This is a genomic window from Rickettsiales bacterium, from assembly GCA_029252805.1.
Classification (GTDB): Bacteria; Pseudomonadota; Alphaproteobacteria; order Rickettsiales; family JALZUV01; genus JALZUV01.
This window is the reverse complement of record JAQXAR010000046.1, coordinates 1-14168: the sequence shown is the minus strand read 5'-3', so window position 1 is coordinate 14168 and position 14168 is coordinate 1. Positions and strand designations below refer to the sequence as shown.

13 protein-coding genes are annotated in these 14168 nt (G+C 48.9%); 7 read left to right on the top strand and 6 right to left on the bottom strand.

Going from position 1 to position 14168, the window contains the following annotated elements; translation table 11 throughout:
* Nucleotides 1-81 precede the first annotated feature (81 nt).
* Genes P8P30_09065 through acpS form a run of 4 tightly spaced genes read left to right on the top strand, consistent with a single transcriptional unit; the run spans nucleotide 82 to nucleotide 3917 of the window.
* Entirely contained in the window at nucleotides 82-576 is a 495-nt protein-coding gene (locus P8P30_09065) for a CHAP domain-containing protein (GenBank protein MDG1287694.1), read from the top strand.
* Nucleotides 577-627: 51 nt separating this feature from the next.
* Nucleotides 628-2784 carry a bifunctional (p)ppGpp synthetase/guanosine-3',5'-bis(diphosphate) 3'-pyrophosphohydrolase gene (locus tag P8P30_09060; protein MDG1287693.1) on the top strand — a complete coding sequence of 719 codons (2157 nt, stop codon included), beginning with the start codon at nucleotides 628-630 and terminating at the stop codon, nucleotides 2782-2784.
* Nucleotides 2785-2787: 3 nt separating this feature from the next.
* Nucleotides 2788-3498, top strand: a complete 711-nt coding sequence (locus P8P30_09055) for a pyridoxine 5'-phosphate synthase (GenBank protein ID MDG1287692.1) — start codon at nucleotides 2788-2790, stop codon at nucleotides 3496-3498.
* Nucleotides 3495-3917: a holo-ACP synthase gene (gene acpS, locus P8P30_09050; protein MDG1287691.1), complete on the top strand. Its 423-nt coding sequence runs from the start codon at nucleotides 3495-3497 to the stop codon at nucleotides 3915-3917. The genes P8P30_09055 and acpS overlap by 4 nt, the downstream gene beginning before the upstream one ends.
* A gap of 1 nt (nucleotide 3918) precedes the next feature.
* Here acpS and P8P30_09045 read toward each other — a convergent pair whose 3' ends face one another.
* From P8P30_09045 to ssb, 3 genes are read right to left on the bottom strand one after another with little or no spacing between them, the layout of a single operon-like run.
* The gene (locus P8P30_09045; protein MDG1287690.1) at nucleotides 3919-4608 is read right to left on the bottom strand and encodes a DUF192 domain-containing protein; all 690 of its coding nucleotides are present in this window, start codon (nucleotides 4606-4608) and stop codon (nucleotides 3919-3921) included.
* Nucleotides 4539-5111 carry a DUF192 domain-containing protein gene (locus P8P30_09040; protein MDG1287689.1) on the bottom strand — a complete coding sequence of 191 codons (573 nt, stop codon included), beginning with the start codon at nucleotides 5109-5111 and terminating at the stop codon, nucleotides 4539-4541. Before P8P30_09040 ends, P8P30_09045 begins: the two co-directional genes overlap by 70 nt.
* Nucleotides 5112-5130: 19 nt before the next feature.
* Nucleotides 5131-5631, bottom strand: a complete 501-nt coding sequence (gene ssb, locus P8P30_09035; protein ID MDG1287688.1) for a single-stranded DNA-binding protein — start codon at nucleotides 5629-5631, stop codon at nucleotides 5131-5133.
* A 242-nt stretch (nucleotides 5632-5873) separates the two neighbouring features.
* Between ssb and uvrA the strand changes: the two genes are divergently transcribed.
* On the top strand, nucleotides 5874-8777 hold the full coding sequence (gene uvrA / locus P8P30_09030) for an excinuclease ABC subunit UvrA (protein MDG1287687.1): 2904 nt from the start codon (nucleotides 5874-5876) through the stop codon (nucleotides 8775-8777).
* Between the two features lie 153 nt (nucleotides 8778-8930).
* Nucleotides 8931-10013, top strand: a complete 1083-nt coding sequence (locus P8P30_09025; protein MDG1287686.1) for a hypothetical protein — start codon at nucleotides 8931-8933, stop codon at nucleotides 10011-10013.
* Here the strand turns inward: P8P30_09025 and P8P30_09020 are convergent.
* Together P8P30_09020 and rmuC are read right to left on the bottom strand one after the other, a co-directional pair.
* Nucleotides 10010-10906 carry an alpha/beta hydrolase gene (locus tag P8P30_09020; protein ID MDG1287685.1) on the bottom strand — a complete coding sequence of 299 codons (897 nt, stop codon included), beginning with the start codon at nucleotides 10904-10906 and terminating at the stop codon, nucleotides 10010-10012. The genes P8P30_09025 and P8P30_09020 overlap by 4 nt on opposite strands.
* On the bottom strand, nucleotides 10906-12177 hold the full coding sequence (gene rmuC / locus P8P30_09015; GenBank protein ID MDG1287684.1) for a DNA recombination protein RmuC: 1272 nt from the start codon (nucleotides 12175-12177) through the stop codon (nucleotides 10906-10908). Before rmuC ends, P8P30_09020 begins: the two co-directional genes overlap by 1 nt.
* Before the next feature lie 58 nt (nucleotides 12178-12235).
* Here rmuC and glmU point away from each other — a divergent pair, with 58 nt between their 5' ends.
* Nucleotides 12236-13567, top strand: coding sequence for a bifunctional UDP-N-acetylglucosamine diphosphorylase/glucosamine-1-phosphate N-acetyltransferase GlmU (gene glmU / locus P8P30_09010; GenBank protein MDG1287683.1), 1332 nt, complete (start codon nucleotides 12236-12238; stop codon nucleotides 13565-13567).
* A 79-nt stretch (nucleotides 13568-13646) separates the two neighbouring features.
* On the opposite strand, the gene P8P30_09005 is transcribed toward glmU, so the two are convergent.
* Nucleotides 13647-13889 (bottom strand): hypothetical protein, encoded by a 243-nt coding sequence (locus tag P8P30_09005; GenBank protein MDG1287682.1) that lies wholly within the window; start codon nucleotides 13887-13889, stop codon nucleotides 13647-13649.
* Between the last annotated feature and the right edge of the window lie 279 nt (nucleotides 13890-14168).

Genomic DNA, 14168 nt, shown 5'->3' with positions numbered 1-14168 from the left:
TATCGGAGGAGTTGAGAGACTCAACTGGTGGCCGTTTTTGTATCTATTACCTTGACTCATCACTTCTAATAAGCGATTTGAGTGTCCGTGCGTATTATCCTTTCAGTCCTAATGCTTATGCTGCTTGCTGCCTGTAGTTCAACAGGTGAAATACATACGGTGGTTAACTCACCGATGGCGCAAGGCTGGAAGAGCAATAAACATGAGCAATGTGTGCCATTTGCGCGCCGTGCCTCCGGCATTCAAATTCGCGGCAATGCACATACATGGTGGCGCCAAGCTGCCTCTGATAAGCGGTCTGAAACGCCTAAACCGGGGGCGGTGATGGTGCTATCAAAAACAAATCGCCTAAGGCTTGGACATGTGGCAGTGGTCAAAGAAATCGTCCATGAACGTGAAATTAATGTGACCCATACGAACTGGGGGTGGAATCGCAATACTCGCCTGATGGTGTATGATTCAATGCGTGTGAAGGATGTGTCCGACGCTGGAGATTGGTCAAAGGCGGTGTTCTGGAACCCACATGGGCGGCATTTTGGCTCTGCCTATCAGGTAAGTGGGTTTATCTCCCCTTAAAACAGACAAGAATGCTTTACTCATACGCCTATGCGGCTAGGGTGATGAGGCATGATACGTCAAGATGAATTAATCGATAAAATTAAGGCCTATGATCCCGATGTAGATGAGGATCTGGTCAACCGTGCCTATGTGTTCGCTATGAAGGCGCATGGCGCGCAAACACGTGCGTCAGGCGATCCGTATTTTACGCACCCGCTGGAAGTCGCCAGCGTGCTGACACATTATAAGTTAGATGTTTCAACTATTGTGACGGCGCTTTTGCATGATACGGTTGAAGATACGGATGCGACCCTCGAAGAAATTGAAGCGCTTTTCGGTGCCGAAATTGCCAAGCTTGTGGATGGCGTGACTAAACTTTCGCAGCTAGAAGGCAATACGATTCACTCCAAGCAGGCGGAGAATTTTCGTAAACTCGTGGTGGCAATGTCGGAAGATTTGCGGGTGTTGCTCGTGAAGCTGGCTGACCGTTTGCATAATATGCAGACGATTCACTACATTAAGAAGCCGGAGAAACGCAAGCGCATCGCGCGTGAGACGTTAGAGATTTATGCAGCACTGGCAGAGCGTATCGGTATGCGCCGTATTAAAGAAGAGTTGCAGGATCTCGCCTTTACGCAGTTATTCCCAGAGGCGCGCGAGTCGATCGTAAATCGTCTGAAGTTTTTGCGAGAAAAAGGCCGTGCGACGATTGAGAAAAGCCGTTTGCAGATCGAGTCAAAACTCAAAGACGGTGGCTTGAATACGTATAAAGTGTTTGGCCGTGAGAAAAAACCGTACTCTATTTGGAAGAAAATGGAGCGTAAGAATATCGGTTTTGAACAGCTGGGTGATATTATCGCGTATCGTATTATTGTCGACACTGAGGCTGACTGCTATCATGCATTAGGAGTTATCCACTCGGCCTATCACACGGTACCAGGCTATTTTAAAGATTATATCTCGACGCCGAAACGCAACGGATATCAGTCGCTCCATACTTCGGTGATTGGCCCGCAGCAGCAGCGTATCGAAGTGCAAATTCGCACACAACATATGCATGATATTGCTGAATATGGTTTGGCAGCACACTGGGCCTATAAAGGCGACGGACAAGGGCAAATTACGAAAGATGGTAAGCAGTTTCGTTGGATTCGTGAGCTATTGGAGATTGTCGAGCAATCGGCCAACCCTGAAGATTTTCTCGAGAATACCAAGTTGGAAATGTATCACGATCAGGTTTTCTGTTTCACGCCGAAGGGGGATATTGAATCTCTGCCACTTGGCGCGACTCCGGTTGATTTTGCTTATGCCGTGCATTCTGGCGTCGGCAATACCTGTGTGGGCGCCAAAATTAACGGACGCATTGTGCCGCTCAAAACGCGTTTGCGTAATGGTGATCAGATCGAAATTATTACGAATAAAAGCCAAACGCCGTCGCCAGCGTGGGAACGTTTCGTCGTTACGGGAAAAGCGCGCTCGGAGATTCGCAAATTCGTGCGCTCTCGCCAACGTGAGGAATATGTGAGTCTCGGGCGTTCGTTGTTGAGTAAGCTCTATAAGCAAGAGTCGGGCAAAGAGCTAAACGATAAGCTTGTGGAGCCTCTCTTGAAACAGATGGATCGTAAAGAGGTCGAAGATCTCTATGCGGAAGTGGGCGAGGGAACGCTAAGTCGTGGGCAAGTGATTGACCTGCTATTGCCAGAACAAGCCAATAAAAAGAAGAAGAGCGAGTTTAATCTCTTTGAGCGCATTACCAACCGTAAGAAAGAGAATAAAAAAGAATCTATGCCGATTCGCGGGTTGATCCCCGGTATGGCGATTCATTATGCGGGCTGCTGCCATCCCATTCCGGGTGATACGATTGTGGGTATCGTCACCACCGGTCGCGGAGTCACCATTCATACGACCGATTGCGATACGCTCGATAACTTTACCGATACGCCGGAACGTTGGATTGATGTTTCATGGGATAGTGGCGCTGATAGCCAGCATGTGGGGCGAATACGGGCGAATGTGAGTCACTCTAAAGGCGGCTTAGCTTCGATTGCCAACTCGATTGCCAAGGATGAGGGTAATATTACCAATTTCAAAATTATCAACCGTAATATCGACTTTTTTGAAGTGTTGATTGATTTGGAAGTCAACGATACCGAGCATCTTAACCACATCATCGCCAATATGCGCCACCTGAAGACGGTGCAAACGGTTGAGCGGTGTCAGGAGTAGGTGATGTTAAGACTCGGCGTAAATATTGATCATGTGGCGACGTTGCGTAATGCGCGTGGCGGCGTGCATCCTTGTCCGGTTGCGGCGGCATTGCTGGCAGAGCAAGCCGGCGCCGATGGAATCACCGCGCATTTGCGTGAGGATCGCCGGCATATCCGTGATGAAGATATGCGCCGTTTGAAAGCGGAACTTAAAATTCCGCTTAATTTCGAGATGGCGGCGACCGATGAAATGCAAAAGATTGCGTTAGAGGTGATGCCGCATGCAGTGTGCCTCGTGCCGGAAAAGCGCGAAGAGGTGACAACCGAAGGTGGGTTGGATGTCGTAGGACAACAAGCGCGTTTGGCGGAGTATATCCAGCCTTTCATTCAAGCGGGTATTCGTGTTTCGATGTTTGTCGATCCGAGCGCCTCGCAGTTACGAGCGAGTATTGAGATGGGCGCGCCCGTGGTCGAGCTACATACAGGGGCTTATGCTGAAGGCGTGGCGGGTGAGTTGGAACGACTTACAAAAGCCGCGCAGTTAGCATCGGAACTTGGCTTGGAATGCCATGCAGGCCACGGCTTGCGTTTTGATAATGTGCAAGCGATCGCACGATTACCTGAGGTGATGGAGCTTAATATCGGCCATTTCCTAATGGGTGAGGCGATTACGATGGGGCTACCAGCAGCGATTGCGCAAATGCGAAAATTGATGAATGAGGTGCACGCATGATGATAGGGACCGGACATGATATGACCGATATTCGGCGTATCGAGAAATCTTTGGCGCGCTTTGGCGAGCGGTTTGAGAATCGTGTATTTACACCAACCGAACAAGCAAAAGCACAGCGACGCAAAGGCGGCGGTGAACGCAATGGCTTAGCCTCGACCTATGCTAAGCGGTTCGCAGCGAAAGAAGCTTGTGCGAAAGCGCTGGGCACGGGCTTTCGCGAAGGCGTGTTCCATAAAGATATGGGGGTGGTCAATCTACCCTCAGGTAAACCCACTTTAGAGCTCAGCGGCGGCGCGCTAGCGAAGTTAAATCAGCTCGTGGATATGCGGCGCTATAAGCCCGTGATTCACCTAACATTGAGCGATGAATACCCCTACGCACAGGCGCATGTGATCATTGAAGCCGTGCCTGTTAGTTAGGTTATTGCAGCGATACTGGGGGCGGGGTGAAAAGTTGATTTTCGATGCGATCTTGCGGGGTGATGCCTAGTTGTTCAGCGCGGTTGGCGGCTAGGTAGAGTACGGCGTGGCTGGCTTTGGGCAGGATTAAAGGGGTTTGAAGTTGGCTGAGATTTAGGTTCGGCCAAATTTCGATAATCACGCCTTGTGCGTTGATCGCGATGATATCAACGGGGCTGTAAACATTCGCCGGATTGATGCGATGACGGTTGGCCAACTCAGTATTTAGCAGCGGTGCTAGCGCTTTGGGGATGGGCGGTTTTGCGGTAGGAAGCGGATAGAGTGTCTCTTGTTTGCGCTTGCGACGTTGTGCCTTTTGCGCAGCGAGTCTTTCTAAATCCGGTAACGGAATCAGGTAAGCCGCATTGCCTTCTAGTGGCTTGGCTAAATACATGGACGGGGCCTGAAACGAGGTGGCAGGACGTATCTCAGCCACTAGTTTGATCGGGCTGAGTGCTTGAATGCGCGGCCTGTGTTGATCTGAGCGAGGCTGCTGCACCTCAACGGGAGCGGCAATCGGATAGATGGTCAGCTTTGAGCGCGCATAGACAAAAGTGGCATTTGCGTGCCATGAAAGGCTAATTAACGCGAAGCAGGCAAGGCAGAGCGGAAATATTTGAGACGTAATTGATCGCCTTTTTTCAAATTCCATTTGGCGGCACTTCCTGCTGGGATTTCTAAAATAGCGAGAACCTGATCTTGTGCTTTGATCGGAACTTCTGATTTTGGCGTAGTGTTCCTGACAATCTGAACGATCCGTCCGTTACGATCAATAAAGGCAATATCAAGCGATAGATGCGTGTTGCGCATCCACATGCTGTAGCTATCTTCTTCTTCAAAAAGGAACAGTAACCCGTGCATGTAATTTGGCCAAACGCGGTAATGCATTAACCCGGCGGATTGCTGTTCGTCACTATGCGCAAAGCCTAAAACGAGAGGTAAATTGCCGCCTCGTGTTGTAATGGGCACTTTGCCAGTCTTGAACTGCATGGTTTGCGGTCCGTCTAGCGGATCAGATAAAATGGTGGCCCCATCACCCGTTAGCTGGGCTTCTGTGGTCGTAAAATCTGTCGCTTCAGGCTCAGGGTCTGGTGACATAATCCAAAGAAAAAGGATAAAGCCGACCGCGGCGCCCCAAAATTTTAACTTATCCATGGTTGGATAACCTTAAAAATTAGAATGGGATTTCATCGTCTAATTCAGGCGCTGCTGCGGGAGCATTGCTCGCATTGCCACCTGGGACTTGACCAAATGCAGGTGAGGCTTGCTGTTGGCCTTGGTTCTGGCTGCCACTATCTTGATTGTAGCTTCCACCTTGGCTGCCTTTGCTGTCGAGCATAGTCAAATTGCCGTTAAAGCCTTGGAGGACGACTTCAGTTGTGTATTTCTCAATACCGTCATTGCCAGTCCATTTGCGTGTTTGAAGCGCGCCTTCAAGATAAAGCTTAGAGCCTTTGTGAACATAGTTTTTGATCACTTTAACGAGGCCTTCATTGAAGACGACCACACGGTGCCATTCAGTTTTCTCACGGCGTTCGCCTGTGTTTTTATCGCGCCAGCTATCCGATGTCGCGATGGAAAGATTTGCAAGTTCACGGCCATCCTGTGTTTGACGAATCTCAGGTTCGTTACCCACATTACCGATTAAAGTTACTTTATTGATGCTACCAGCCATGATGCCCTCATTTATGTTCTTATTAATTTTGTGAAGGAATAGCGCAGTTTTATAGGTTTGTCATTAGTTTTACTGCGCAAAATAAATGACGCACGCCAAAAAGTTGGTGGGCTAGCCTTACTCGCCTATCTGCAAGATGTGGTATAAGGGTATTTTGTAGAGAAACCGTAATTATCGCTAGCATGGTAGAGGAAAATTGGCTAGAGTGCATGCCCCTTAAAGAAGTACAGGTACAGGCGAATATGTCAGCTCTCGAAAACCCAAGTGATCCTTTTATCCGCGTTCGTGGCGCGAAAGAACATAATCTGCAAGATGTGGATGTTAATATTCCTAAGAATCAGTTGGTGGTGGTGACAGGGCTTTCAGGCTCAGGTAAATCCTCGCTTGCGTTTGATACGATCTATGCGGAAGGACAGCGTCGTTATGTCGAGAGTCTATCGGCCTATGCGCGCCAGTTTTTGAATATTCAGGATAAGCCGGATGTCGAGAGCATCACCGGCCTATCACCTGCAATTGCGATTGATCAGAAGACGACCAGCAAGAATCCGCGTTCGACCGTAGGTACGGTGACTGAGATTTATGATTACCTGCGTTTGCTTTATGCGCGTATTGGTGTTCCATATTCTCCAGCGACAGGTAAACCGATTGAAAGTCAAACGGTTAGTCAGATGGTTGATAAGGTGATGGAACTGCCTGAGGGCACGAAATTTCACCTGCTTGCGCCGGTTGTGCGTGGCCGTAAAGGTGAGCATCATGGCGAACTTATTGCCGCGCAGAAGGCTGGCTTCCAGCGGGTACGCATTAATGGCGAAGTGTATAAATTTGATGATGAACTGCCTAAGCTCGATAAAAATAAGAAGCATGAGATCGAAGTTATCGTCGATCGCTTGGTGATTAAAGACGATATCGAAGTGCGTTTGGCGGACTCAATGGAAACGGCTGTGAATACGGGGAGCGGCTTGGTAATGGTCGAAGTTCTGCCGAAGAAAAAAGGCGGAGATAGCGAGTTTATCCTGCTTTCAAGCAAGTTCGCTTGCCCCGAAAGCGGCTTTACGATTGATGAAATTGAACCGCGTTTATTCTCATTCAACAGCCCTTATGGTGCTTGTAAAGAGTGTGATGGCCTCGGAACGGAGATTTTCTTCGTACCAGAACTGATCGTACCCGATCCGAAGAAATCGTTGCTGGATGATGCGATTGCGCCTTGGGCGAACACGCAAACGAAATATTATAAACAAACGATTGAAGGTTTATCTCAGCATTTCGGATTCAATCCGCTTGTGCCGTTTAAAGACCTGCCAGACGAAACTCAGGAAATGCTGCTTTACGGCTCCGGCGAGGAAGTGGTGAAAATCAAATATAATGATGGTTTGCGTAGCTTCCTCAGTAACAAGCCATTTGAAGGTATTATCCCATCGCTCAGACGTAAGTCCGATGAGACGGAAAGCGATCATGTGCGCGAAGAGCTTGGTAAATATCAAGATATCAGCCCGTGTGAAGCGTGTAATGGTTATCGCCTGAATAAAGAATCGCTCTGCATTAAAGTGGCTGATCATCATATTGGTGAGATTTGCCGTTTGTCGATTGAAGAAGCGGTCGAGTGGTTCTCTAGCATAGAAAAAAAGCTTAGCAAAACGCATCAGCAAATTGGTGAAAAAGTGCTCAAGGAACTGTGCGCTCGTCTTGGTTTCCTCAATAATGTAGGCTTGGATTACCTCACGCTGAGCCGTGAATCTGGCACGCTTTCGGGCGGTGAGTCACAGCGTATCCGTTTGGCATCGCAAATTGGTTCCGGCCTTTCTGGCGTGCTTTACGTGTTGGATGAGCCTTCAATTGGCTTGCACCAATGCGATAATGAACGTCTGCTAAGTACGTTGAAAAACCTTCGTGATCTGGGAAATACCGTGATCGTGGTAGAGCATGATGAAGATACAATGCGCGAATCAGATTACCTGATCGATATGGGGCCGGGTGCCGGTGTGCATGGTGGTCTCATCGTATCAGAAGGTACCGCGCAAGAAGTGATGGATGATCCTAATTCCATTACAGGTCAGTATCTCTCGGGTAAAAGAGAGATTGCAGTGCCGAAGAAACGTCGTGAAACGTCGAAAATCAAAGCGATTACGATTAAAGGCGCGCGTGCGAATAACCTTAAAGATATCGATGTGACGATTCCACTGGCGACGCTCACTTGCGTCACAGGAGTATCGGGTGGCGGTAAATCTAGCCTGACGATTGAAACGCTCTATAAGGCGACCATGCGCAAGTTGCACGGAAGTAAGGCACATCCGGGAGCACATGATAAAATCACAGGTCTTGAGTTTATCGATAAGGTGATTGAGATTGATCAATCGCCGATTGGGCGTACTCCACGTTCGAATCCGGCGACTTATACCGGGGCATTTACGCCCATTCGTGATTGGTTCGCTCAATTGCCGGAAGCAAAAGCGCGTGGCTATAAGTCGGGCCGCTTTAGCTTTAACGTTAAAGGCGGACGTTGTGAAGCATGTCAAGGGGACGGCGTTATCAAGATTGAAATGCACTTCCTGCCAGATGTTTACGTGAAATGTGATGTCTGCCAAGGCGCGCGTTATAACCGCGAAACGCTGGAAGTGACGTATAAAGATAAGTCGATCTCTGACGTTCTAAACATGACGGTTGAAGAGGCTTCAAAGTTTTTTGAAGCACATCCATCGATCAGTGAAAAATGCAAAGCACTCGAAGAAGTCGGCTTGGGTTATATTGGTATTGGCCAATCAGCGACGACACTTTCCGGGGGTGAGGCACAGCGTATTAAGCTGGCACGTGAGCTATCAAAACGCTCGACAGGTCGTACGCTTTATATTCTTGATGAGCCAACTACAGGCTTGCATAGTGAAGATATTGCGAAGCTCCTTATGGTGCTGCATCGCTTGGTCGATGCGGGTAACACGGTAGTCGTGATTGAGCATAACCTAGATGTCGTGAAAACGGCGGATTGGGTGGTCGATATCGGCCCGGGTGGTGGTCATAAAGGCGGCGAGCTCGTTGTTGCAGGCACGCCGGAAGAGGTGATCAAAGAGAAGCGCTCTATTACAGGGAAATGGCTCAAGCCGTACCTAAATAAGAAAAAAGGCGCTGAGGGCAAGAGTAAAAAGGTAGCTTAGGCGCTCTGACTGTCATCTAATCGTAACATACCCCTCCTTCGGTTGAGGGGGGTAATCCTTTATACTCATTCCGAGATTGAATAATGTAAGTGGAGATGTGTGACCGAAGTAGCGACATATAACAAAAGAGACGTAAGAGCGGGGCAACCAACAGTGGTTGCTGCGCCGGACCCTTTTGTTGCGCAACCTTCACGCTCTAACCTGCAGGTTGATGATAGTTCTCAAGTGGGTTATCGACCGATCGCTTTTTCAAATAAAGTAAAACATTTTGCGCATAGCGTTGCGAATAATCCTAGCGACTTCCTGTTTTCGGTGGCGACATCTGTTGCGGTTTTTGCTTTGGTCAGAATGGCTGTAGGCGGCGCCATCGCGATGGCTGGCTTAAGTGCGCTTGCAACCCCCATTATGGTAACGATGCTCGCCGCAGGGTTAGTCGGGCTTTATCGTGGAAACCAAGAGGCTAAACGAGAGGGGAAAAAGCGTGAAGCTGCTTTATACGCCGCAGGCGGCCAACCCACCTCCGAAGAGATCGCTAATGCGCATAAGGTGGAAGCTTCGAGCGTTATTAGCGCCGGCATCAAACATGCGATCGTTAGTGGTATTATCGGCTCCATTATCGGCGCGAGCTTAAGTGGAGACTGGCCGGAAATTTCAGAATATTTACCTCAAAGCGCCATGGAGCAAGGAGCGGTTATCTCAGACGGTGGAGGGCATGATGCGGGTGATCATAAGGTAGGTGAGCATGTTGATGAGCCCGCTGTTGAAGAACATCATGAGGCTTCCGCGACCGAAACAAAGACGGAAACACATTCTGCTCCAGTGGATGGCGCAGTAACGTATTCCTCTGCGGGAGAAGGGGTAACTAGCAATACAGATGCAGAGGGTGGCGCCAATAGATATGTGTTTAAGAATGTTGATAACTTTAGAGTTATTGAAAATACAATGAGTGGTGCAGAGTTTTTGGAACTCAATGAACAAATACGCGCTGAGCAGCAGCAAGATTTTATCAATGAGTTTAATGCCCAACTAAATACCTTACCAGATGTTCCGGCAGGGGAGGTGATTCTGGGTGAGCAGGGAGCCGCTACCGGAGCACAAGATACGATTTCCTCTTTACGGGGGAGTTTGATAGATGATATTCTCAACCGCACTCCTCCAGCAGCGGACTCACTTGGGAGGCATACGGATAGTCTAATGAATAAAGTTGAACTAGAAGGCTTTAATCCAGGCTTTTAAGTATCAATTTTCTTAATCGCGTTAAACACCTTACCTTCTTCCGTCGCAGCGCAAAGATGCCCGCCTTCGGGGGTGGTGATGAATTCCGCTACATTCGGTAGGTGCTTATTGTAGGCTTCGGCCATGGCGTAGGGCACAACGCTATCGGCGGTGCCATGTAGTAAGATGACGGGCTGTTTGATATTGTGTAAGGCGAAAGGCTGATCACCAAATTGCAGGGCGCCATCCACGGCTGGGCCTTTCCATCCATTTTTATAGGCATTTTGCAAATCATAGAGGAAGAGCTCACGATAAAAATCCACATCCATCAGTGCGACATCTGCAGGCGGTAGGGTTTTGCGTAAATGTGCGACGAATTTATCCGGCTGCTTATTGACGGTATATTCGGTGAGTTTGCCGACAGCCGGTACGGTGAATTTGCTTTTATACATTAAGCGGAACGTGTTGATGGGCTTGGGTAATTTGATGCCAGTTGCCTCTTCACGCCCGAAGCTAAGCCATCCGGATAAGCTAGTGACGAACGTGATTTGATTGGGCAGGTCATAGGCACATTGGAACGCATAAGGGGCGCCGCCGGAAATGCCAATCACGCCGCATTCTTTGATCTTTAAATGTGCGAGGAGTTGAATCATATCCAAAGGGTAGTGCCGCAATTCTCGGCCTTTCTGAGGGGCAGAATCACCAATGCCTGGACGATCAGGGCAGATAAGTTGATAGCCTGCACGTTCCGCAGCATCACCGGCCATAAAACCGAGCGTGTGAGAACCGGGCGTGCCGTGGAAGAAGAGGACCGGTTTACCGGTTTTTGCGCCAATACGGCGGAAGGCGAGGGTGCGACCATCGGTGAGTGTGATGGTTTCGAGCTCAGGCCATTGTGGTCCGGGGAATTGCATTAAGAGGTACTCTTTCGTTTATCTTCCAATGAAGTGACATTATCGGCATCTTCGGCTTCACCTTCAATCCATTCATTCGTTTCGCGCATCTCAAAGCCAAGAAGTTTGCCGGGGAGTTTCTTATTTCCTTCAGGTGAGATACCGAGTTTCTCAATATTCTTGAGTCTGGGCGATAAGGTGCGGTTATAGGAAGAGGTGAATTTCGTGTAGCTTTCCGCCGCGCGCTTTAGATGCGTGCCGGTTTTCTCTAAATGATCAAGATTGATGGCAAGGCCAGCAAGGATCCGTTCGATTTCTTTAACGATTTTCTCGCGATTTTCATCTCGTTTGAGTTCAGAAATCTGCATCGAGGCGATACTGCATAGGCCATGTAAACCTGCGGGGCCTACGGCGATAATGCCATATTTTTGCATCTTCTCGCGGAAGCTACCATCGATCGTATCAAGGCGCGAAACCGCCGCATCGGAGGCGATATACATCACATTGATAATCTGTGGGTGAGGTGCGTTTCCGGTACGGCGTTTATGATCGTCAATCACGGCCGCAGTGTAGTTCTTTTGCGCAAGCGAGGTGATGTGCTTATGCATGGCTTGGCTAAATTTTGCTTCGGCTTGCGTGCGCTCTTGTTCGGTTTCTGCAGCAGCGAGTTCGAGTTCATATTTAGAGGCTTTGCAGTCGATAATCATCAGGCGGTCAAAGGGGAGGTAGACAATGCCATCAGGACGAAAGTTACTTCCTGCATCGTTGGTCATACTGGCTTGTAGGTCGAAGTCGGTGCCTCTTTGTAGGCCGAGATTCAGTAGAAGATTCTCTAATGAGACTTCCGTAAGCTGCCCTGCAGTGCCGGGCGATGACATGGTGCGCCAGAGTGTATCAGCTTTATCTTGTGTTTGCTTGCTGGTTTCATTGATCGCCGCAACGGCATTTGAAAGCTCACCAAATTGTTTGAGGAACTTCTGTTGTTGTTCTTCTGTTTTTTGTCCGATTGATTGCTTAACCGCTTCCGCTTCGCGCTTATGATCTTCGAGCAGCTTGCTGGAGAGCTCTTGTCCTACGGCCATCACGCTTGCACGGGCGGCATCTTTGAACGTATCGCCGTAACGGTCTGAGGCTTCTGCTTCGGCCTCTAAGCGGATAATATGTTCACGTTGCACATTCATGATGCGTCGCATGCGGCTCGTGCGATAAAAATGGGTGAAAAGCACCACAAGTAGCAACCCGCATAAGGCTAGAAGTGCTGGCATGACAAAATTGGCTGGTATCTGAGGCATGGTTTCCCTAATTTCTTCTTATTACGGTGAATTGTAAGCAATTTTGAGGCTGGAAGCTATGAAAAAACCATCGATCGCTTGTGTGATTCTGTGTGCAGGGCAGGGAACGAGAATGAAATCGCCTTTACCTAAGGTGCTACATGAAGTAGCGGGTTTGCCGATGGTGGGGCATGTCTTAAAAACGAGTTCTCAGTTGAAGCCGGAAGAAATGGTGGTCGTGGTCGGCCCTGAAATGCCGAAGGTCGCAGAAGTGATCGCGCAGCTGGATTATGATGCAAACACCGCCATTCAGCATGAGGCACTCGGCACCGGTCATGCGGTGCGTGCTGCAGAAGAGTCACTCGACGGGTTCGACGGTTTAGTCTTCGTGCTTTACGGTGATACGCCATTGATTGAGGTCGAAACCTTGCGCGCGATGATCCTGACAAAAGCCGCGGTAACGGTCTTAGGGATGCGTCCGGTAGACCCTGCTGCCTATGGCCGTTTAGTATGCGATGATAAGGGTGACTTGCAGAGAATCGTCGAATTTAAAGAAGCAGATGCGCAAGAGCGTGCGATTAACCTGTGTAACTCAGGTGTGATGGCGGTGAATGCGAAAGACTTGATCCGCTACCTCGCTCAAATTAAAAACGATAATGCTAAGGGTGAATATTACCTAACAGATTTGGTCGAAATTGCGGTGAAGGAAGGCAAAACGTGCGCCGTAGTTGAGGCATCGGAAGAATCGCTATTGGGCGTGAATGATCGCGTGGATTTAGCCGCCGCCGAGCACGCTTATCAAGCCCGTGCGCGAAACCATATCATGCGCTCAGGCGTGACGATGCAGGCGCCAGAGACGGTTAGTTTTTGCCACGATACTGAAATTCATAAAGATGTGGTGATCGAGCCGAATGTTTATTTCGGGCCGGGAGTTGAGGTGGAATCGGGTGCTCGCATCCGCGCCTTCTCGCATCTTGAAGGGGCACATGTTTCCAAAGATGCTATTATTGGGCCTTATGCACGTTTACGCCCAGGAGCCAACATTGGCAAAGGCGCGCGTATCGGTAACTTTGTTGAAATTAAAAATGCTGATTTAGAAGAAGGCGCGAAGGTGAATCACCTCAGCTATGTGGGCGATGCACATGTGGGCGCTTATGCTAATATCGGTGCGGGAACGATTACCTGTAACTATGACGGCTTCCAGAAATATCGCACGACCATTGGCGATCATGCCTTTATCGGCTCCAACAGCGCACTCGTAGCGCCGGTTGAGGTGGGTGAGGGCGCTATTGTCGGCGCTGGCAGTACGATTACGGAGGATGTGGAGGCGGATGCGCTAGCCATGACTCGTCCGCAGCAATTGCACCGCGTAGGCTGGGCCCAGAAATTCAGAAATAAACGTCAGAATTAGGGCTTGGCGAAAATTAGGACAAAAAAACAGCCTTTGCTTTCGCAGAGGCTGTTTTCTCGGGTTCATAACACTATGTTACTCACATGGTGTATTCTCCCGTTTCTTTGTCAAACCAGTCCTTCGAAGAAGGCCAGTTCTCAATAACTTGAAAGATATTATTGGCGATTTCTCCGCCAATTGTAACACTAATATAGTGGATTGCAGCATCCACGTTGTGGTTTTGTGCATATTGGTTGCACATACCCATTAAGGAAGTGTTTGAGTGAACGCCTAACCTCAGTAAAGCGCTATTCAAGTTCTGTGGCCGATTGTCGTTTGCCATGATTGTAGGAATTTTACGTAATCTGAATTGATGACGTAGAGTAGTTGAAAAAATATTCTTACCCTTACAGACTACACCTTACTACTATAGTAGGGTCGCTGATAAAATAGCGTGCAATGATTTTGCAATAACCTGAAAGGGTAAGAATAAGTTGTTATTGCAACCGAATAAGTTCTTTTGTGTGTGACAGCAATCGTTAACTACACTGTCTCCTCGTTCCTAGGGTCGGGGTGGTGACGTTATGTAACAGGCTCACGCTGAAAGCGTCGCAGCTATCTT